Source organism: Corynebacterium sp. KPL2825 (assembly GCF_037908445.1).
In the GTDB taxonomy this organism is placed as follows: Bacteria; Actinomycetota; Actinomycetes; order Mycobacteriales; family Mycobacteriaceae; genus Corynebacterium; species Corynebacterium kefirresidentii.
Genome location: NZ_JBBMGI010000014.1, coordinates 43,495 through 64,637 on the forward strand (window position 1 = coordinate 43,495; position 21,143 = coordinate 64,637).

Sequence of the window (21,143 nt, forward strand, 5' to 3'; positions counted from 1 at the left end):
ACGCAGGAGACACTTTGCGATTATTCGCGGCATTCTCTTATGTCGCGCGCCCTGTGCTCTTGCACGGGGCTTTTGTTATTTCGGGTAACCGAAATAAGGAAGGTCCCGGCGGAATAATAAAAGAGATGTTTTGGAAGGAGGCGAGAGACAATGGCAAACCCAAAGAACACTGCAGACCTGGCAGAGCTGAAGGAGAAGCTGGCTGGCGCTAACTCTGTTGTATTGACCGAGTACCGCGGCCTGACCGTATCCCAGCTGCAGGAGCTGCGTAACGATCTGGGATTTGACGTTGAATACTCCGTCGCCAAGAACACCCTTTTCAAGATCGCTGCCAAGGAAGCTGGCATCGAAGGTCTTGATGATTTGCTGACTGGCCCGACCGCAATTGCGTTCATCAAGGGTGAGGCAGTGGATGCTGCGAAGGTCATCACCAAGTTCGCTGATGACAACAAGGCACTCATCATCAAGGGTGGCTACATGGACGGCAACGCACTGTCTGCCGACCAGGTCGAGGCCATCGCCAAGCTGGACAACCGCGAGACCACCCTCGCAAAGCTGGCTGGCGCTATGAAGGGTTCTATGGCGAAGGCAGCCGCTCTCTTCAACGCTCCTGCAACCAAGGCTGTACGTACCGTCGCAGCCCTGCAGGACAAGAAGGAAGCAGAAGCTTAAGTCGTCACAAAAGACGCACAATTACAACACCGTGCGCGTTGCCTAATGTAGGTGCAGCGCTCACACAACACAGAAAGGACTTGCCATCATGGCTAAGCTCACCAAGGACGAGCTCATTGAAGCTTTCAAGGAAATGACCCTCATCGAACTGTCCGAGTTCGTTAAGGAATTTGAAGAGGTATTCGACGTTGAGGCTGCTGCTCCGGTTGCTGCTGTTGCAGCTGGCGCTCCGGCTGAGGGCGGCGCTGGTGCCGCTGAGGAGAAGACCGAGTTCGACGTCGTTCTGACCGACGCTGGCGCTAAGAAGATTGGCGTTATTAAGGCTGTCCGCGAGATCGTCTCCGGCCTGGGCCTGAAGGAAGCTAAGGAAATGGTCGAGGGTGCTCCTAAGGCTATCCTCGAGGGCGCTTCCAAGGACGACGCTGAGGCTGCTAAGACCAAGCTGGAAGAGGCTGGCGCTTCCGTCGAGCTCAAGTAATTTCACTGAGCTTTCCGCTTTTAAATCCCCACTTCTACCGCTGCACGCGGTGGGAGCTGGGGATTTCCTCGTTTTGTGTTTGCGAGCGTAGTGCGTGGAGTGCAGCAATGGCCAATAGTGTCAAAGTATGACACCATGGCGTTGTGGAGTTTAGGAGGGTAGCTTAGAGCGTTTTCACACAGATGGTAAGGCGCCAAAGTATGTACCTCCTGAACTGCGGAAGATCCTGCGCCGCAAACTCATCATGATTGACCGGTCCGTTTCCCTAGCTGATTTAAGGATTCCACCAGCAAATCGTTTGGAGAGACTGAAAGGGCAGTGGGACGGATTTTATTCCATCCGCGTTAACGCGCAGTGAAGAGTAGTCTTTCGATGGACAGGGAAAGGAGCTGTGGACGTTGACTTCATCGATTATCACAAATGAGGGAGAGGAAGCTTCGGATATCATATCCGTTCCACACCCTGGGGAGGTTCTGCGCGAGGAGTTTCTGGAGCAGCTCGGACTTACTCAATACCGCTTAGCCAGGGATATTTTTAGCTCCAAATCCCAAATTTCAAAGCTGGTCCGTGGACGCATTGGGATTAGTGCGGAAATGGCGCTTCGTCTCTCTGCCTATTTTGGCAATTCGGCGGAGTTTTGGCTGGGACTGCAGGAAGAGTTTGATCTTTGGTGCGCGCGCCAAACCACGGATACTAGCAGTATCGTTGCTTGGAATAAGCACACTGCTTAGAAATCAATCCGGCACGGCGGGGTGGCCTGTAGAAACCAGGAATTTCCGCCAAGGGCTGTAGAATTAGCCCCCATGCTGCCCAAGTCCCGCATTTTTTCCGTCCTGCTCCTAGGCCTCGGTGTCGCGTTGATCGCCGCTGGTGTTGTGGCGCCGGCATTTTTGGATTTTTCCCCGCGGCTGCCGCTGAACCTGAAAAACAGCACCTGGACATTGCACGATGATTCCGCGGATTCCCAGCAATTGTCCAAGGATGGTTCCGCGCCGTATTCAGGCCCCATGACTTACCAGATCAACATGGATATCCAAGAGCCCTCGGACGAAGAGAAGGCTACCGTGCGCATCGGTGAGACGCGTATGCGCGGCGAGGGCGAAGGCTTAAACGACTTGAGCCAGGCCCAGGTGTGGACCTACCCGGTGGACCGCCTGAGTGGTGAAGCTATGGGGGAGGCCTCGTTGAGCCATACGCTCGCGACTCCATCAGATACGGTGACCATAGACGGCTACTGGCTCAAGTTCCCCGCGGATGCCGAAAAGACCAATTACCCAGTCTTTGACCCGACCCTGCGCAAGGCCGTCGATGCGGTCTTTGAAGAAGAAACCACGATGGATGGCCGTACGGTCTATCGCTATCACCAAGAAATTGAGCCGACGAACGTAGCGCAGCTTTATGCAGCCGATGGGAATACCACCAGCCTGCCCAAGGAGGGCGGCGGCGAGGAACAGGGGTACTTGACCCACTCCGGTAACCGTGACTTCTATGTAGACCAACAAACCGGACTCGTGGTGGGCATGGATGTAGACATCGATGACTACTACGCAGACCGCGAAGGCGTGGGGCGCGTGCGTGCCTTCGTCTTTGATAGTTCTACCTCCGAAGAGGACCAAAAAGAGCTGCTGAAGGAAGCCGCAGAATTCCCGCGCGATCGCGTGGCGGAGATTGTCCGCTGGATAGTCATTGGAGTAGGCGCGCTGCTTGCATTACTAGGAATCATCGGTGCGCTGGGATTATTTGGCGGAAAGAATAAGCATGCCCGCCGGCGTGGCCACCACGCGCACAACGGTGGAAGCGCGGTGCCGGTGAGCCGCTAAAAGAGCAGCTAGGAGCCTCAATCGCCGGCAGGGTTGCGGTATAGAGAGATTTTAGTGGTAGGGTGCTCACTGGTTGTCGCGCACATAGTCGTGGCATGGACGCGTTAGCGCCGCGGCGAGCACGAGCTTGCCCCCTAGCGTGGTAGCGACACGCCCCAATTGTGGTGTGTCTTTACATGACAGGTCTTTTCCTATAAGCTATTTCGTTGCGCTGGAATCTGGATCTTCGGTGCACATTTAGCCTTTCAGGCCGGTGATGGCAAAACCGACTTGACAAGGTGATTTTGTGCATTCTGAACCCAGACACTCCACAGCAGACCGAATGCTAGAATTACCAGCGGTTTTGCGGCTCGTCGGCCAGGGCGAGCAGGCAATCCGCGTGAGGTGCTGGAAGGACCCATCTTGGCAGTCTCCCGCCAGACCAAGTCAGTGGCCAATATCCCCGGAGCCCCGAAGCGATACTCGTTTGCAAAAATTAGCGAGCCCATCGCCCTGCCGGGTCTCCTTGACGTACAACTTGATTCTTTTGCTTGGCTCGTCGGCTCGCCGGAATGGCGCGAGCGCGAGCAGGCTGCGCGTGGCGATGATGCCCGCGTAACGAGCGGCCTCGAGGACATCCTCGAAGAGCTCTCGCCGATTGAGGACTACTCGGGCAATATGTCCCTGTCCTTGTCGGAGCCGCGCTTTGAACCGGTGAAAAACACTGTGGATGAGTGCAAGGAAAAGGACATCAACTACTCCGCGCCGCTGTACGTGACCGCAGAGTTTATCAATAACGACACCCAAGAGATTAAGTCGCAGACCGTTTTCATCGGCGATTTCCCGATGATGACGGATATGGGCACGTTCATCGTGAACGGTACCGAGCGCGTCGTCGTCTCTCAGCTGGTGCGCTCCCCGGGCGTGTACTTCGATCGCTCGATCGATAAGTCCACCGAGCGTCCGCTGCACTCCGTGAAGGTTATTCCTTCCCGCGGTGCATGGTTGGAGTTCGACGTCGACAAGCGCGATACCGTCGGCGTGCGCATTGACCGCAAGCGCCGCCAGCCGGTTACCGTGCTGCTTAAGGCACTGGGCTGGAGCGAGGAGCAGATCAAGGATCGCTTCGGCTTCTCCGAGCTTATGATGTCCACCCTGGAATCTGATGGTGTGGCAAATACCGACGAGGCATTGCTGGAGATTTACCGCAAGCAGCGCCCAGGCGAGCAGCCAACCCGTGAATTGGCACAGTCCTTGTTGGATAACTCCTTCTTCCGTGCGAAGCGTTACGACCTGGCAAAGGTCGGCCGCTACAAGGTCAACCGCAAGCTGGGTCTGGGCGGCGACCACGATGGTCTGATGACCCTGACCGAGGAAGACATTGCCGTCACCCTCGAGTACCTGGTCCGCCTGCACGTAGGCGAGCGCGAGATGAAGGCGCCAAACGGCGAGATGATCTCCTTGCACACGGATGACATCGACCACTTTGGTAACCGCCGCCTGCGCACCGTAGGCGAGCTCATCCAGAATCAGGTCCGTGTGGGTCTGTCCCGCATGGAGCGCGTTGTGCGCGAGCGCATGACCACCCAGGATGCGGAGTCCATCACTCCGACCTCCCTGATTAACGTGCGCCCGGTCTCTGCTGCTATCCGCGAGTTCTTCGGCACCTCGCAGCTGTCCCAGTTCATGGACCACAACAACTCGCTGTCCGGCCTGACCCACAAGCGCCGCCTGTCCGCGCTGGGCCCGGGCGGTCTGTCCCGTGAGCGCGCCGGCATTGAGGTGCGAGACGTTCACGCTTCTCACTACGGCCGCATGTGCCCGATTGAGACTCCTGAGGGGCCGAACATTGGCCTGATTGGCGCGCTGGCTTCCTATGCCCGCGTGAATGCCTTTGGCTTCATCGAGACCCCGTACCGCAAGGTTGTGGACGGCAAGATTACCGATCAGGTGGAGTACCTCACCGCTGATGAAGAGGATCGCTTCGCTATTGCTCAGGCTGAGGTCGAGCAGGATGCAGAGGGCAACCTCACCGGCGAGCGTATTGAGGTCCGCCTAAAGGACGGCGATATTGGACTTACTGATGCCTCTGGTGTGGACTACGTTGACGTGTCCCCGCGCCAGATGGTGTCCGTGGGTACCGCCATGATTCCGTTCTTGGAGCACGACGATGCTAACCGTGCCCTGATGGGTGCGAACATGCAGAAGCAGGCCGTGCCGCTGGTTCGCTCCGAGGCTCCGCTGGTAGGTACCGGCATGGAGCAGCGCGCTGCTTATGACGCTGGCGACGTTGTTATCACCCCGAAGGCCGGTGTGGTAGAAAACGTCACCGCTGATGTCATCACCATCATGGATGATGAGGGCCAGCGCGACACCTACATCCTGCGTAAGTTCGAGCGCACCAACCAGGGCACCAACTACAACCAGACCCCGCTGGTTTCTATGGGCGAGCGCGTAGAGGCCGGCCAGGTTCTGGCCGATGGCCCTGGTACCCACAATGGTGAGATGTCCCTCGGCCGCAACCTGCTGGTTGCCTTCATGCCGTGGGAAGGCCACAACTACGAGGACGCCATCATCCTCAACCAGCGCATCGTGGAAGAGGACATCTTGACCTCCGTCCACATCGAGGAGCACGAGATCGATGCTCGCGATACCAAGCTGGGCGCTGAGGAAATCACCCGCGAGATCCCGAACGTCTCTGAAGACGTCTTGAGCGATCTGGACGAGCGCGGCATCATCCGCATCGGTGCCGACGTCCGCGCCGGTGACATCCTGGTGGGCAAGGTCACCCCGAAGGGCGAGACCGAGCTGACTCCGGAGGAGCGCCTGCTGCGCGCCATCTTCGGTGAGAAGGCCCGCGAGGTTCGCGATACCTCCATGAAGGTGCCGCACGGTGAGGTAGGCAAGGTCATTGGCGTTGCCCGCTTCTCCCGCGATGATGATGACGATCTGGCCCCTGGCGTCAACGAGATGATTCGCGTCTACGTGGCCCAGAAGCGCAAGATCCAGGACGGCGATAAGATGGCCGGCCGCCACGGCAACAAGGGTGTTGTGGGCAAGATCCTGCCGCCAGAGGATATGCCGTTCATGGAAGACGGCACCCCGGTAGACATCCTGCTGAACACCCACGGTGTGCCACGTCGTATGAACATCGGCCAGGTCCTCGAGGTTCACCTGGGCTGGTTGGCACACGCCGGCTGGAAGGTTGACACCGAGGATCCGAAGAACGCCGAGCTGCTCAAGACCCTGCCGGAAGAGCTCTATGACGTTCCTGCGGATTCCTTGACCGCGACCCCGGTCTTCGACGGTGCTACCAATCACGAGATCGAGCGCCTGCTGGCTTCCTCCCGTCCTAACCGCGACGGCGATGTGCTGGTGGATGAGCACGGCAAGGCCACGCTTTTCGACGGCCGCTCGGGCGAACCGTACAAGTACCCAATTTCGGTTGGCTACATGTACATGCTCAAGCTGCACCACTTGGTCGATGAGAAGATTCACGCCCGTTCCACCGGTCCTTACTCCATGATTACCCAGCAGCCGCTGGGTGGTAAGGCCCAGTTCGGTGGCCAGCGCTTCGGCGAGATGGAGGTGTGGGCAATGCAGGCATACGGCGCTGCCTACACCCTGCAGGAGCTGCTGACCATCAAGTCCGATGACGTCGTCGGCCGCGTGAAGGTCTACGAAGCCATTGTTAAGGGCGACAATATTCCAGATCCGGGCATCCCTGAGTCCTTCAAGGTGTTGCTCAAGGAGCTGCAGTCCCTGTGCTTGAACGTGGAAGTTCTTTCCACCGACGGCACGCCGATGGAGCTGTCTGGCTCTGATGACGATGACATGGATAGCCCATCGCTTGGCATTAACCTGTCCCGCGATGAGGGCTCTTCCGCTGACATCGCCTAATTAGTTTCTTGGTCCACCGCGGGGTAAGTCCCCGTGGTAGGGCGTAAACGTTCCATTCATACAAAGCCATCAATTCCTCGACAACGAGGATGAAAGGGAGACATTACGTGTTTGACGTAAATCTCTTCGACGAGCTCCGCATCGGTCTGGCCACCGCAGACGATATTCGTCGCTGGTCCAAGGGCGAGGTCAAAAAGCCTGAGACCATTAACTACCGCACTCTGAAGCCGGAGAAGGACGGCCTCTTCTGTGAGCGCATCTTCGGCCCCACCCGTGACTGGGAGTGCGCTTGTGGTAAGTACAAGCGCGTCCGCTACAAGGGCATCATCTGTGAGCGCTGTGGCGTTGAGGTCACCAAGTCCAAGGTTCGCCGTGAGCGCATGGGCCACATTGAGCTGGCCGCTCCGGTAACCCACATCTGGTACTTCAAGGGCGTTCCTTCCCGCTTGGGCTACCTGCTGGACCTGGCTCCGAAGGATCTCGAGCGCATCATTTACTTCGCCGCCAATATCATCACCTCCGTGGATGAAGAGGCTCGCCACAACGATCAGTCCACCCTGGAAGCAGAAATGCTCCTGGAGAAGAAGGACGTTGAGGACGATACCGAGTCCGAGATCGCAGAGCGCGCCTCCAAGCTGGAGTCTGACCTGGCTGAGCTGGAAGCAGCCGGTGCCAAGGCCGATGCCCGTAAGAAGGTAAAGAACGCTGCCGATAAGGAAATGCAGCACATCCGCGAGCGTGGCGAGCGCGAAATCGCCCGCCTGGATGAAATCTGGAATACCTTCATCAAGCTGGCTCCAAAGCAGATGATCATCGATGAGACCATCTACGAAGAGCTGGTTGACCGCTACGAGGATTACTTCACCGGCGGCATGGGCGCAGAAGCCATCCAGACCCTGGTCCGCAACTTCGACCTCGAGGCTGAGGCCGAGGAGCTGCGCGAGATCATCAACAATGGCAAGGGCCAGAAGAAGATGCGTGCCCTCAAGCGCCTGAAGGTCGTTGCTGCCTTCCTGCGCTCCGGCAACGATCCGGCCGGCATGGTGTTGGATGCCATCCCGGTTATCCCGCCAGAGCTGCGCCCAATGGTGCAGCTGGACGGTGGCCGCTTTGCTACCTCCGACCTGAATGACCTCTACCGCCGCGTGATCAACCGCAATAACCGTTTGAAGCGCATGATCGACCTGGGCGCTCCAGAGATCATCGTGAACAACGAGAAGCGCATGCTGCAGGAGTCTGTGGACGCACTCTTCGATAACGGCCGCCGCGGCCGTCCGGTTACCGGCCCGGGCAACCGTCCGCTGAAGTCCCTGTCTGACTTGCTCAAGGGCAAGCAGGGCCGCTTCCGCCAGAACCTGCTGGGTAAGCGCGTGGACTACTCCGGCCGTTCCGTTATTATCGTTGGACCGCAGCTGAAGCTGCACGAGTGTGGTCTGCCGAAGCTCATGGCGCTCGAGCTATTCAAGCCGTTCGTCATGAAGCGCTTGGTAGAAAACGACTATGCCCAGAACATCAAGTCCGCCAAGCGCATGGTTGAGCGCCAGCGCCCAGAGGTGTGGGACGTTCTGGAGCAGGCCATTTCTGAGCACCCTGTGATGCTCAACCGTGCACCTACGCTGCACCGCCTGGGCATTCAGGCCTTCGAGCCGAAGCTGGTTGAGGGTAAGGCTATTCAGCTGCACCCGCTGGCTTGTGAGGCGTTCAACGCCGACTTCGACGGTGACCAGATGGCAGTCCACCTGCCGCTGTCCGCTGAGGCACAGGCTGAGGCCCGCGTCTTGATGCTGGCGTCCAATAACATTCTGTCCCCGGCATCCGGTAAGCCACTGGCTATGCCGCGTCTGGATATGGTTACCGGCCTGTACTACCTAACGATGGACAAGTCCGAGGACGAGATCGGTGGCAACGGCCGCTTCCGCGAGGCAGAAGAGGACAAGCCAGCAACCGGCGTTTACTCCTCCTACGCCGAGGCCCTCATGGCCTATGACCGCGGCACCGTTGGCCTGCAGGCCCCGATCAAGGTCCGCATCGATCACCTTCGCCCGCCGAAGGAGATCGAGGAGGAGCAGTTCCCAGATGGCTGGACCAAGGGCCAGGCATGGATGGGCTACACCACCATTGGCCGCGTCATGTTCAACGAGTTGTTGCCATGGAACTACCCGTACCTCGAGGGCATCATGGTCCGTAAGGGCGGCGGCTCTGGCAACAAGGTCCTCATCGGTGACGTGGTCAATGACTTGGCCAATAAGTACCCGATGATCACCGTGGCTCAGGTGCTGGACAACATGAAGGATGCCGGCTTCTACTGGGCAACCCGTTCTGGCGTGACCATCACTATGTCTGACGTTCTGGTTCTGCCGAATAAGACCGAGATCCTCGAGTCTTATGAGAAGGAAGCAGAGCGCATCGAGCGTAAGTACTGGGAGCAGGGTGCTCTGACCGAGCGCGAGCGCTACGATCGCCTGGTTGAGCTGTGGAAGGACGCTACCGATACCGTCGGTGAGGCCGTCGAGAACATGTACCCTGACCACAACCCGATTCCGATGATTGTGAAGTCTGGTGCGGCCGGTAACATGCGTCAGATCTGGACGCTGGCCGGTATGAAGGGCATGGTTGTGAACTCGCACGGTGATTACATCACCCGTCCGATTAAGACCTCCTTCCGTGAAGGCCTGTCCGTGCTGGAGTACTTCAACAACTCCCACGGTTCCCGTAAGGGTCTGGCCGATACCGCGCTGCGTACCGCTGACTCCGGCTACCTCACCCGTCGTCTGGTGGACGTGGCCCAGGACGTCATCGTCCGCGAAGAGGACTGTGGCACCCGCCAGGGCGTTCGCGTCCCCATCGGCGAGGTTTCCGGCGACAAGGTGGTTCTCTCCGAGCTGTGGGAGACCTCCGCATCCGGCCGCGTTCTCGCGACCGATGTCAAGGACGCCAACGGGGAGGTCGTGGCCGAGGCCGGCTCCGACCTCACCGAGGAACTCACCCAGAAGCTGTTGGACTCCAAGGTTACTGAGGTCAAGGTTCGCTCCGTGCTGACCTGCCAGACCCCGGCTGGCGTGTGTGCCAAGTGCTACGGCAAGTCCATGGCTTCCGGCCAGCTGGTCGATATCGGCGAGGCCGTCGGCATCGTGGCGGCACAGTCCATTGGTGAGCCGGGTACCCAGCTGACCATGCGTACGTTCCACCAGGGTGGTGTCGGTGGCGATATTACCGGCGGTCTGCCGCGTGTTCAGGAGCTCTTCGAGGCCCGTAACCCGAAGAACCGCGCTCCTATCGCTTCCGTTGACGGCACCGTATCCCTGTCCGATGAGGGCAACTTCTGGACCCTGACCATCACCCCGGATGACGGTTCGGATGATGTGGTCTATGAGAAGCTCTCCAAGCGTCAGGGCCTGGCTCAGGTCCGTCGCCCGATGGAGTCCAACCCGGATGCGATGATCGAGCGTTCCCTCAAGGACGGCGACCACGTCGAGACCGGTGACCGCCTGATGCGCGGTGCGGCTGACCCGCACGACGTGCTCGAGGTCCTCGGCCGCCGTGGCGTGGAGCAGCACCTCATCAACGAGGTGCAGGCTGTGTACCGTACCCAGGGTGTGGCTATCCACGATAAGCACATCGAGATCATCATCCGCCAGATGCTGCGCCGCGGTACCGTCATTGATGCGGGTACTACGGACTTGTTGCCGGGTAACCTCATCGACCTTTCTGAAGCTAAGCAGCTCAATGCTGCTCAGGTTGCAGAAGGTGGCGAGCCGGCTCAGCTGCGCTCGGAGATCATGGGTATTACCAAGGCTTCCTTGGCTACCGAGTCCTGGCTGTCCGCTGCATCCTTCCAGGAGACCACTCGCGTGCTTACGGACGCCGCTATTAACAAGCGCTCCGATAAGCTCATCGGTCTCAAGGAGAACGTGATTATCGGTAAGCTCATCCCGGCCGGTACCGGTATTTCCCGCTACCGCAATATTTCCGTCAAGCCGACCGAGGCTGCGCGCAACGCTGCATACTCGATTCCGACTTACGGCGATTCCATCTATGGCGATGACGGCTTCGGTGAGTTCACCGGTGCCTCCGTGCCGCTGGATGAGGACTTCACTTTCTAGGGTGCAGCTGAATCTGCGTTAACGCGGGATATTGATGGCCCCGCCTTCCTGAATGACAGGAAGGCGGGGCTGTTTCCATGTTTAGGGTGTACCGCTAAACTGCTCTGCTAGTATGAATGCAGCTTTTGGCAAGGCGCCTTTAGGGGAGCGCTGCCTAAGTAGTTGAAAAATGCACACATCACGGGTGCTTGTCAGCTGCCATTGTGTAGCCGAGACTGGCTGAGATGCCGCCACATGCGCGGTGAACCGTAGAACCTGATCCGGATAATGCCGGCGAGAGGGAGGAAAATTATGTCTACTACACGTGCGTCCGCTGCCCCGAAGCGCAGTTTGAATTGGCGCGTGGTCGATATCGTGGTTGCATCTGTTCTGGGTGTAGCTTGCGGCTTCGTATTCTTGGGTTGGAACGCAGTGGGCTATGCCTGGTTCCAAGCTATGGATGCTATTACCCCGGGCTTGGGCGGTATAGCCACCGGTATTTGGCTCATTGGTGGCGTGCTGGGTGGCCTTATCATCCGCAAGCCAGGTGCAGCTGTATACGTTGAGGTCCTAGCGGCCACTGTGTCCGCAGTGCTGGGTTCCCAGTGGGGCATTGAAACCCTGTATTCCGGCTTGGCACAAGGGCTAGGCGTGGAAATCATCCTGGCTATCTTCCTGTACCGCAGGTTTGGCTTTGGAGTTTCGGTATTAGCCGGCATGGCGGCTGGCTGGGGTGCTTTTATTCTCGAGCTATTCCTTTCCGGTAACTTGGCTCGCTCCTTCGAGTTCCAAATGATTTATTTGGTTACGCTGACTATCTCCGGTGCTATCCTCGCCGGTGCTTTGGGCTTTTTCGTGGTGAAGGCGCTAGCGAAGACAGGTGCTTTGGATCGTTTCGCCGCAGGCCGTGAACAGCGCGCTTAGGGCGTATGGGCACTGTGACTGACTTTTTCACTCTGGCGGGAAGGCCCACAAAAATTACCGCCCGCGGTTTTGGCTGGACGCATTCCGGGCGCACCCAGCCAGCGTTAGCTGATATTGACCTGGTTATTGAACCGGGCGAGCGGGTATTGCTTTGCGGCGACTCTGGATCCGGAAAATCCACCTTCCTAGCTGCTATAGCCGGGGTACTGGGTTCCGATGAAGAGGGAACCCGCACCGGAGAGATCCTCTTGGAAGATTCCACTGGCGCAGTGGAAGAACCGGGACATTCCATTCCCGTAGGGCTGGTGTTGCAAGACCCAGATTCGCAGGTTATCTCAGCTCGGGTGGGAGACGATATTGCCTTCGGCTGCGAGAACCTAGCGTATCCGAGGGAAGAGATTTGGCGCCGCGTAGCCGCGGCCAAGGATCTGGTCGGCCCGTTCGTAGATTTGGATTTCCCCACCGAGCGCCTGTCTGGTGGGCAAAAGCAACGCCTTGCTTTAGCGGGGGTAATCGCTATGGGTGCCGGTGTGGTGCTGCTCGATGAACCCACTGCCAATCTTGACCCTGCCGGCGCACGCGATGTGGTTCGCGCCGTTTCTGCACTGGTAGAAGAGACTGGGGCTACCCTTGTGGTGGTAGAACACCAGCATACGGCATGGGAAGGATTGCTTGACCGTGCCGTGGAAATTGCGCATGGGCGCATCGTGGCCGATGGTCCCTTTGAGCAGATAGCACGACGCCGCCGTGTCGAAGAGCTCCCGCAGGCGCGCGAGTTGGGTGATGGCGCAGCTAGGGAAGGAGACGCTGCGCTCTGGAGCAAGGATTTGGTTACTCGCTTCGGCCCACCGCGCACGATTTCCCTGCCGGCGGGCGCTTCGACTGTGATTACAGGTCCTAATGGTGCAGGAAAATCGACATGGTTGATGACCATGGCGGGCTTGCTGCCGGCTATCTTCGGCGAGATCGGAGTGGCAGACTTTGTGCGCCGTGGGGTGAAAGGACCACCGATTCGGTGGAAATCTCGTGAGTTGGCAGACCGCATTGGATTCGTATTCCAAAACCCGGAGCACCAGTTCGTTTCGCGCACCGTAGCGGAAGAGCTGCGCGTGGCACCAAAAGTCATGCGAGTAAAACCCCCGGAAGAGCGCATAGACCAATTGGTGGATTCCCTGCGCCTGGAGCACCTTTTGGAGGCTAATCCCTTCACGCTTTCTGGAGGCGAGAAGCGCCGCCTTTCGGTAGCTACTGCGTTGGTAACGTCACCTGAGGTAGTACTTCTTGACGAGCCTACTTTTGGACAGGACCCGCAGACCTTTGTGGAGCTGGTGCGCTTGCTACGCGAGCTAGCCGATGGTGGCACCACCGTTGCCTCCATTACTCACGATCCTTTGTTTATCCAGGCTTTAGGGGATCATCATGTGGAGGTGGAGGGTGCCTAACCTTTTACACGGAGCCAATCCGCTTACCCGAGTGTTTATGATGTTTATCTGGGTCACTCCCATTTTGGCGTCCATTGACTGGGTTTCGGCAGCGGTATCGTTAGTGCTTACTCTGAGTTTCGCCCCGTTATGCGGGGTATCGTGGGCGCGAGTCTTTAAGGCCGGATGGTTCCTCTTCTTGGTCGCCCCGATTTCCGGCATTTCCATGCTGCTTTATGGTGAGCCCAGCGGCACCGAATACTTCCACTGGTGGCTTATTCATGTCACCGAAAATTCCCTTAGCCTGGCCATTGCTATTACGTTGCGCGTCTTTGCCGTAGCTTTGCCCATGGTGGTGCTCGCCCGTGATATCGACCCTACGGAGCTGGGTGATGCTCTCTCGCAGATCTTGAAGCTGCCTTCGCGTTTTGTCATTGGTGCAGTGGCCGGTGTGCGCATGATGACGCTTTTTCAATCTGATTGGCAGTCGCTGGGGATGGCGCGCAGGGCGAGGGGGCTGACGGACGTCGGCAAGCTGAAGCATCTGCTTACTATGTCCTTCGGGCTATTGGTCATCGCGCTGCGCCGCGGTGGCAAATTGGCCACGGCTATGGAGGCGCGCGGATTTGGGCGCACCCCACCCGGAGGAGGGGCACGCACGTGGGCGCGTTCCTCCCGGCTGCACGCCCGCGATGGGTGGATTATGGCCATAGGTACTGTCCTCGCTTTTGTACCGGTGGTAGTTTCGGTACTCACTGGGGCCTGGAGATTCTTCGGCCTATAAACCGCGAAAGCAGTGATTGAGCGACCATGGACTTTGATAGCCAACAAGAGCGCCTTTTAGAGGACGTCGTCAAGCTGGCGGCAGCTAGAAAGCGTGCCTTCAAGCCAGTGACCGTGCTTATCGACGGCCCTTCGGGTGCCGGAAAAACCTGGACTTCCGCCGCGCTGGCCGAGCGCACCAACTGGCGCGTGGTACACCTCGATGAGTTCTATCCCGGCTGGCACGGCCTGGACAAGGGCTCTGACATGGTGGCAGAGCAGGTATTGCGGACCATGAACCCCGGCTATTGGCGCTGGGATTGGGAGGCGGATACCCCTGGGGACTGGGCTAGCCTCGACGTGCGCGATGATCTCATCGTGGAAGGGGTGGGTTCGGTAACCCCGGCCAATATCGCAGCCGCAAAGGAGAGAGGAACGGTAGTTAGCGTGCTTATCGACGGCCCCCGGGACCAACGCCGCGAACGCGCCATCGCCCGCGAGCCCGACTACGAGCAGTGGTTTGAAACCTGGGAAGCACAGGAAAAGGACTACTTTGCCACCAAGGCTGCTGAGGCTGATTTAGTGTGGGAATGGTCCTAGCAGGAAGAAGGTGCCGATCGCGTTTTGTATAAAGCGTGATCGGTTTGCTAGTCTAAACGGCAGTTCACTATGCGTGCCATACTGGCGCGCGGTGAAGAGTCTGATCCTTAACAAGGCACCGACCTTGGGAAGAGTTCTGGACATGCGGCAGCGCCCCGGGAAAGAGCGCCCATTTTTGCATGTTTGGTTCTTTTCCTTCGGCAGTGGTGCAATTCGACAGAAAGACTGTTAAATGCCAACTATTCAGCAGCTGGTCCGCAAGGGCCGCCACGATAAGCGTAAAGAGGTTTCCACCGCTGCGCTGAAGGGTTCCCCGCAGCGTCGCGGTGTATGCACCCGCGTGTACACCACCACTCCTAAGAAGCCGAACTCCGCACTGCGTAAGGTTGCTCGTGTTCGCCTGACCACCGGTATTGAGGTTTCCGCCTACATTCCGGGCGAGGGCCACAACCTGCAGGAGCACTCCATGGTCCTCGTTCGCGGCGGCCGTGTGAAGGACCTTCCTGGTGTTCGTTACAAGATTATCCGCGGCGCTCTGGATACCCAGGGTGTCAAGGACCGTAAGCAGGCACGTTCCCGTTACGGCGCAAAGAAGGGACAGTAATAAACAATGCGTAAGAATGCTGCTCCGAAGCGTCCTGTAGTCAAGGACCCGGTATACAACTCCGAGCAGGTAACCATGCTCGTCAACAAGATCCTCCAGGACGGCAAGAAGTCCACCGCAGAGCGTATCGTCTACGGCGCTCTCGAGGCTTGCCGCGAGAAGACCGGCACCGATCCGGTTGGCACCCTGGAGAAGGCATTGGGCAATATCCGCCCAGACCTTGAGGTTCGCTCCCGCCGTGTCGGTGGCGCTACCTACCAGGTGCCGGTTGAGGTTCGCCCTGACCGTGCAAACACCCTGGCACTGCGCTGGATGGTGACCTTCACCCGCCAGCGTCGCGAGAACTCCATGATTGAGCGTCTCGCAAACGAGATCCTGGACGCCTCCAACGGCCTCGGCGCTTCCGTTAAGCGTCGTGAGGATACTCACAAGATGGCAGAGGCCAACCGCGCCTTCGCCCACTACCGCTGGTAATCTCAGCACCCACATCAATGGCCCAAGCAACGAGAAGCAAGTTTCGCGCTGGCTGCCGGCAGGTTTTCTCCGGCGGCGACACAAAACTACATATCTCTTGCTTGGGCCATTTTTTGCCCTAATGGGTGTGATTTGAGGGCGGTATGCCCGCCCAGTCCAGCGACATCGTGGAGTGTCCAGTACACTGAAGCGATGGAAGTCTAGGCGCATGCGTGCACCTAGGACGGCCAATAGTGGCAAAAATTAAAAGACCTTATCCATGCAGGCGTCATAGCCAGAAACCTGGTCACGGCGTCGACGACTATTAAGTTGGGGTATAAACGTGGCACAAGAAGTGCTTAAGGACCTGAACAAGGTCCGCAACATCGGCATCATGGCCCACATCGATGCTGGTAAGACGACGACCACCGAGCGTATTCTCTTCTACACCGGTATCAACCGTAAGGTGGGCGAGACCCACGACGGTGCTTCCACCACTGACTGGATGGAGCAGGAGAAAGAACGCGGCATCACCATTACCTCCGCTGCCGTGACCTGCTTCTGGAATAACAACCAGATCAACATCATCGACACCCCGGGTCACGTTGACTTCACCGTCGAGGTCGAGCGTTCCCTGCGTGTTCTCGACGGCGCCGTCGCAGTCTTCGACGGCAAGGAAGGCGTTGAGCCGCAGTCCGAGCAGGTGTGGCGTCAGGCTGCTAAGTACGACGTTCCGCGTATCTGCTTCGTCAACAAGATGGACAAGCTGGGCGCTGACTTCTACTTCACCGTTCAGACCATCATTGACCGCTTGGGCGCTAAGCCGCTGGTTATGCAGCTGCCTATCGGCGCTGAGGATGACTTCGACGGCGTTGTCGACCTGCTGAATATGCAGGCAATCACCTGGCGTGGCAAGGTCGAGACCGGCGCTGAGCCTACCTACGAGGAAATCCCAGAGGACCTCAAGGACAAGGCGGAAGAATACCGCGAGAAGCTCGTTGAGACCGTTGCTGAGTCCGACGAAGAGCTCATGGAGAAGTACTTCGGCGGCGAGGAGCTGACCATTGACGAGCTCAAGGCCGGCATCCGTAAGCTCACCATCAACTCCGAGGTCTACCCGGTTTACTGCGGTACCGCCTACCGCAACAAGGGCGTGCAGCCACTGCTCGACGCTGTGGTTGACTTCCTGCCAAGCCCGCTGGACGTCGGCGAGGTTATCGGCCACGAGGTAGGAAACGAGGACAAGGAGCTTACCCGTAAGCCTTCCGTTGAGTCCCCGTTCTCCGCACTGGCATTCAAGATTGCTGCTCACCCATTCTTTGGCCAGCTCACCTTCACCCGCGTCTACTCCGGCCAGGTCACCCCGGGTACCGAGGTTATGAACTCCACCAAGGGCAAGAAGGAGCGCATCGGTAAGCTCTTCCAGATGCACGCCAACAAGGAAAACCCTGTTGAGCAGGCAGACGCCGGTAACATTTATGCTGTTATCGGTCTGAAAGAGACCACCACCGGTGACACCCTGTGTGACAAGGATAACCAGATCATCCTCGAGTCCATGGACTTCCCGGATCCGGTTATCAAGGTTTCCATCGAGCCGAAGACCAAGGCTGACCAGGAGAAGCTGGGTACCGCTATCCAGAAGCTCGCAGCTGAGGACCCAACCTTCACCGTCGAGCTGGATGAGGAGACCGGCCAGACCGTTATCGGCGGCATGGGCGAGCTCCACCTCGACGTTCTTGTTGACCGCATGAAGCGCGAGTTCAAGGTTGAGGCGAACATCGGTAACCCGCAGGTTGCTTACCGTGAGACCATCCGTAAGAAGGTTGAGTCCATGGAGTATACCCACAAGAAGCAGACCGGTGGTTCCGGTCAGTTCGCAAAGGTTATCTGCACCATCGAGCCGTACAACCCGGACCCAGAGACCTTGGAAGAGGGCGAGTCCGCAACTTACGCATTCGAGAATGCTGTCACCGGTGGCCGCGTTCCGAAGGAATACATTCCTTCCGTTGACGCTGGTATCCAGGACGCAATGCAGTACGGCTACCTGGCAGGCTTCCCGATGGTTAACATCAAGGCCACCCTGGAAGACGGCGCTTACCACGACGTCGACTCCTCCGAGATGGCCTTCAAGCTGGCCGGCTCCCAGGTCTTCAAGGAAGCAATGGCCAAGGCAAAGCCAGTTCTGCTGGAGCCGATGATGGCCGTTGAGGTTGTCACCCCTGAGGAGTACATGGGCACCGTTAACGGTGACATCTCCTCCCGTCGTGGCCAGGTCTTCGCTATGGAGGACCGTTCCGGCGCGAAGGTCGTTAAGGCTAAGGTGCCGCTGTCCGAGATGTTCGGTTACATCGGTGACCTGCGTTCTTCCACCGCTGGCCGCGCAAACTTCACCATGGTCTTCGATTCCTACGCAGAGGTTCCATCCTCCGTTGCACAGGAGATCATCGAGGAGCGCACCGGCAGCGCTAACTAAGCAGTAGCCCCGCTCCACCCGCGGTTTGTCCGGGCTGGTAATCTTCGCCAGTAGATGCCAGACCCGCCGCGGAGCGGGACAACTGGGCCAGGGTAGCGGCGGGCTGAGTTTGCAGCTTAACCATCTAGGTTGTGAATTGAGCCGGCCGTTACCCTCCCAGGATCCTTTTTAGAAGATTCTTGTCGAGGGAAATGGCCGCGATATTTCGCGGGGTTACCTCCTATAACGGCGGTTTGAAAAAACCGTGGCATAAATCTAGGATCGTGTAACTGGCACGTAAAGAAAGCGTCATTAGCGCTTTGCCCCACATACTGTGGGTCGGGTGCCAATGACAACTGTCAACCACGTGGCTGCGAAGGTCGTAGCCACCATATAGTCCAGGAGGACATACAGTGGCAAAGGAGAAGTTCGAGCGTACGAAGCCGCATGTGAACATCGGCACCATCGGACACGTCGACCACGGCAAGACCACCACCACCGCAGCGATCACCAAGGTTCTGGCTGACCAGTACCCTGAGGAGAACCAGGCATTCGCGTTCGACATGATCGACAAGGCTCCTGAGGAGAAGGAGCGCGGTATTACCATCAACATCTCCCACGTTGAGTACTCCACCCCGAAGCGCCACTACGCACACGTTGACGCTCCGGGCCACGCCGACTACATCAAGAACATGATTACCGGCGCTGCTCAGATGGACGGCGCTATCCTGGTTGTTGCTGCAACCGATGGCCCGATGCCGCAGACCCGCGAGCACGTTCTGCTTGCTCGCCAGGTTGGCGTTCCTTACATCCTCGTTGCGCTGAACAAGTGTGACATGGTTGATGATGAGGAAATCATCGAGCTCGTTGAGATGGAGATCCGTGAGCTGCTCGCAGAGCAGGACTACGATGAGGAAGCTCCTATCGTTCACATCTCCGCTCTGAAGGCTCTCGAGGGCGATGACAAGTGGGTACAGTCCGTCGTTGAACTGATGGAAGCCTGCGATAACGCTATCCCGGATCCGGAGCGCGCTACCGACCAGCCGTTCCTGATGCCTATCGAGGACATCTTCACCATTACCGGCCGCGGCACCGTTGTTACCGGCCGTGTTGAGCGTGGCCGTCTGAACGTCAACGAGGACGTTGAGATCATCGGTATCCAGGAGAAGTCCCAGACCACCACCGTTACCGGTATCGAGATGTTCCGCAAGATGATGGACTACACCGAGGCTGGCGACAACTGTGGTCTGCTTCTGCGTGGTACCAAGCGTGAGGACGTTGAGCGTGGCCAGGTTGTTATCAAGCCGGGCGCTTACACCCCGCACACCAAGTTCGAGGGTTCCGTCTACGTCCTGAAGAAGGAAGAGGGCGGCCGCCACACCCCGTTCATGAACAACTACCGTCCGCAGTTCTACTTCCGTACCACGGACGTTACCGGTGTTGTTCACCTGCCAGAGGGCACCGAGATGGTTATGCCTGGCGACAACGTTGAGATGTCCGTTGAGCTCATCCAGCCGGTCGCTATGGACGAGGGCCTGCGCTTCGCTATCCGCGAAGGCTCCCGCACCGTCGGCGCTGGCCGCGTTACCAAGGTTATCGACTAGTCGATACCCAGTAACCGCTCAGTAGGGCTATAAAAAATCCGCTTCACTTTCGGTGGGGCGGATTTTTTGATCCTTAACCCACTTTCTCCGCGATGCACGAGCGTCGGCAATAGCCGTTGCTGCCTTGGCCGGGCGGTGCTGGCCTATAAAAGAGGCCTCCCGCTGCATCCTGTTTGATTGATGCTGCGGGAGGCTTCAGCGCATTGCGCTTTTAGGCGTGCAGGGAGTTGCTACTTTTCCCAGCCGATGTCTTCCTTGGGGAGGATGGCGAAGCCGTTGGCACCGTAGTTGGCCAGGCCCTTCTTTACGCCGACCATTTGCGGACCGTTGGCGAAGGGGAGGATACCGTAGTGGCCGAAGGCCTCCGATTCGAGCTCATTCACGCGGTCGATTTGTTCGTCCTGGGAAGGAAGCTTCTGCAGCTCTTCAATCTTCTTATCAAATTCCTTGGTGCCAGTGCTGGACATATTTAGTGTGGAATCGCTGGCGTAGTACTGGCCAAAGTAGGCGACTCCAAATGGATCGGAGGAAGCAATGGCGGACAGGAAGAGATCGAAGTCTCGCTCAGAGGTTACCTTCGAGAACTCAGCAGAAGGGCGCTCTTCAATCTTGAGGTCAACGCCGACGTCCTTGAGCATCTTTTGAAGTGCGGCGGCAAGGGACTTGGATACCTCATCGTCGCCGATGAGGATATAGCGCAGGGATAGTTTTTCGCCGTCTTTAGCAAAGATTCCGTCATCACCTTGTTGATATCCGGCATCCTCGAGCAGCTTCTTGGATTGCTCGGGGTCGAACTTGATGACGTCCTTGATATTGTCCTTGTAGCCCTCCTGGGTGGAGTAGAGGGTAAGCGAGCCCGGCATCTCTTCTTCATAGCCCAGGCCGTTATAGCGGATCTCGGCCAGCTGATCGCGGTCGATGGCGGAGAAGACGGCGTGGCGCACATCCTCATCCTTGAGCTGTGGCGCCTTGGAATTGAGGGTGAGGATGACATTGGCAGGGCGCAATGCTGCGCGGATATCGATGTCCTCGCCCATTTCACTGGCAATGGTGAGGCTGTTCTTATCGGCCACGCCAGCCGCGTCAATTTCCCCGGCTTGGAAGGCGTTAATGGTGGCCTGGGATTCCATGACGCGGAAGCTTGCCTTCTTGAGTTTCGGCTTATCGCCCCACCACTTCTCATTTGGCACGAGGGTGAGGGTCCCACCCTTGAAGTCCACGTTGTCTACCTTGAATGGGCCGGCGCCGTACTGCGGGTTCAGTTTGCCCAGGTAGGCCTTGTCAAACTTCTCTGGGCTATCAATAGCGGGGTGGAGGGCGGAATCAAGCGGTGGATGCGCCACGCTTGAATAGTTCGTTAAGTATTTCACGTGGGGTTGCGCCGCCGAGGAT

Annotated in this window: 15 protein-coding genes and 1 pseudogene; 15 read left to right on the top strand and 1 reads right to left on the bottom strand. The window is 58.1% G+C overall.

All coding sequences use genetic code 11. The annotated features are described in order from the left end of the window. The first annotated feature begins 150 nt into the window (after window positions 1–150). From rplJ to tuf, 15 genes are all read left to right on the top strand, one after another. Window positions 151–672, top strand: coding sequence for a 50S ribosomal protein L10 (rplJ, locus tag WMQ00_RS10700; RefSeq protein WP_005322886.1), 522 nt, complete (start codon window positions 151–153; stop codon window positions 670–672). Between the two features lie 88 nt (window positions 673–760). Further along, window positions 761–1,150, top strand: a complete 390-nt coding sequence (gene rplL, locus WMQ00_RS10705) for a 50S ribosomal protein L7/L12 (RefSeq protein ID WP_005322882.1) — start codon at window positions 761–763, stop codon at window positions 1,148–1,150. Between the two features lie 214 nt (window positions 1,151–1,364). After that, on the top strand, window positions 1,365–1,508 hold the full coding sequence (locus WMQ00_RS10710; RefSeq protein WP_248099380.1) for a type II toxin-antitoxin system RelE/ParE family toxin: 144 nt from the start codon (window positions 1,365–1,367) through the stop codon (window positions 1,506–1,508). Between the two features lie 40 nt (window positions 1,509–1,548). After that, window positions 1,549–1,881, top strand: coding sequence for a HigA family addiction module antitoxin (locus WMQ00_RS10715; protein ID WP_340441028.1), 333 nt, complete (start codon window positions 1,549–1,551; stop codon window positions 1,879–1,881). 72 nt (window positions 1,882–1,953) lie between these two features. Further along, the gene (locus WMQ00_RS10720) at window positions 1,954–2,970 is read left to right on the top strand and encodes a DUF3068 domain-containing protein (protein ID WP_340441029.1); all 1,017 of its coding nucleotides are present in this window, start codon (window positions 1,954–1,956) and stop codon (window positions 2,968–2,970) included. A gap of 384 nt (window positions 2,971–3,354) precedes the next feature. Further along, window positions 3,355–6,849, top strand: a complete 3,495-nt coding sequence (gene rpoB, locus WMQ00_RS10725) for a DNA-directed RNA polymerase subunit beta (protein ID WP_200288281.1) — start codon at window positions 3,355–3,357, stop codon at window positions 6,847–6,849. Between the two features lie 107 nt (window positions 6,850–6,956). Beyond that, complete coding sequence (locus WMQ00_RS10730) at window positions 6,957–10,952, top strand: DNA-directed RNA polymerase subunit beta' (protein ID WP_200288280.1); 3,996 nt, start codon at window positions 6,957–6,959, stop codon at window positions 10,950–10,952. A gap of 291 nt (window positions 10,953–11,243) precedes the next feature. Then, entirely contained in the window at window positions 11,244–11,855 is a 612-nt protein-coding gene (locus tag WMQ00_RS10735; RefSeq protein WP_200288279.1) for an ECF transporter S component, read from the top strand. A 5-nt stretch (window positions 11,856–11,860) separates the two neighbouring features. Continuing rightward, window positions 11,861–13,297 (top strand): ABC transporter ATP-binding protein, encoded by a 1,437-nt coding sequence (locus tag WMQ00_RS10740; protein WP_340441030.1) that lies wholly within the window; start codon window positions 11,861–11,863, stop codon window positions 13,295–13,297. After that, window positions 13,290–14,060 carry an energy-coupling factor transporter transmembrane component T family protein gene (locus WMQ00_RS10745; RefSeq protein WP_248099154.1) on the top strand — a complete coding sequence of 257 codons (771 nt, stop codon included), beginning with the start codon at window positions 13,290–13,292 and terminating at the stop codon, window positions 14,058–14,060. The genes WMQ00_RS10740 and WMQ00_RS10745 overlap by 8 nt, the downstream gene beginning before the upstream one ends. Window positions 14,061–14,086: 26 nt before the next feature. Beyond that, the gene (locus WMQ00_RS10750) at window positions 14,087–14,638 is read left to right on the top strand and encodes a hypothetical protein (protein ID WP_086589063.1); all 552 of its coding nucleotides are present in this window, start codon (window positions 14,087–14,089) and stop codon (window positions 14,636–14,638) included. Window positions 14,639–14,870: 232 nt separating this feature from the next. Continuing rightward, a complete protein-coding gene (gene rpsL, locus WMQ00_RS10755; RefSeq protein WP_005322866.1) occupies window positions 14,871–15,242 on the top strand; it encodes a 30S ribosomal protein S12 in 372 nt (123 codons plus the stop codon). A gap of 6 nt (window positions 15,243–15,248) precedes the next feature. Further along, window positions 15,249–15,716 carry a 30S ribosomal protein S7 gene (gene rpsG, locus WMQ00_RS10760; RefSeq protein WP_005322865.1) on the top strand — a complete coding sequence of 156 codons (468 nt, stop codon included), beginning with the start codon at window positions 15,249–15,251 and terminating at the stop codon, window positions 15,714–15,716. 322 nt (window positions 15,717–16,038) lie between these two features. Then, a complete protein-coding gene (gene fusA, locus WMQ00_RS10765; RefSeq protein ID WP_023020537.1) occupies window positions 16,039–18,168 on the top strand; it encodes an elongation factor G in 2,130 nt (709 codons plus the stop codon). Window positions 18,169–18,560: 392 nt separating this feature from the next. Beyond that, complete coding sequence (gene tuf / locus WMQ00_RS10770) at window positions 18,561–19,751, top strand: elongation factor Tu (protein ID WP_023020538.1); 1,191 nt, start codon at window positions 18,561–18,563, stop codon at window positions 19,749–19,751. Window positions 19,752–19,981: 230 nt separating this feature from the next. Here the strand turns inward: tuf and WMQ00_RS10775 are convergent. Continuing rightward, window positions 19,982–21,067 (bottom strand): annotated as a pseudogene (locus tag WMQ00_RS10775) (ABC transporter family substrate-binding protein); the annotation flags it as partial. Between the last annotated feature and the right edge of the window lie 76 nt (window positions 21,068–21,143).

Coding starts and splice junctions, on each gene's coding strand:
- rplJ (WP_005322886.1), top strand. CDS start 151: ATGGCAAACCCAAAGAACACTGCAGACCTGGCAGAGCTGAAGGAGAAG.
- rplL (WP_005322882.1), top strand. CDS start 761: ATGGCTAAGCTCACCAAGGACGAGCTCATTGAAGCTTTCAAGGAAATG.
- WMQ00_RS10720 (WP_340441029.1), top strand. CDS start 1,954: ATGCTGCCCAAGTCCCGCATTTTTTCCGTCCTGCTCCTAGGCCTCGGT.
- WMQ00_RS10735 (WP_200288279.1), top strand. CDS start 11,244: ATGTCTACTACACGTGCGTCCGCTGCCCCGAAGCGCAGTTTGAATTGG.
- WMQ00_RS10740 (WP_340441030.1), top strand. CDS start 11,861: ATGGGCACTGTGACTGACTTTTTCACTCTGGCGGGAAGGCCCACAAAA.
- WMQ00_RS10750 (WP_086589063.1), top strand. CDS start 14,087: ATGGACTTTGATAGCCAACAAGAGCGCCTTTTAGAGGACGTCGTCAAG.
- rpsL (WP_005322866.1), top strand. CDS start 14,871: ATGCCAACTATTCAGCAGCTGGTCCGCAAGGGCCGCCACGATAAGCGT.
- rpsG (WP_005322865.1), top strand. CDS start 15,249: ATGCGTAAGAATGCTGCTCCGAAGCGTCCTGTAGTCAAGGACCCGGTA.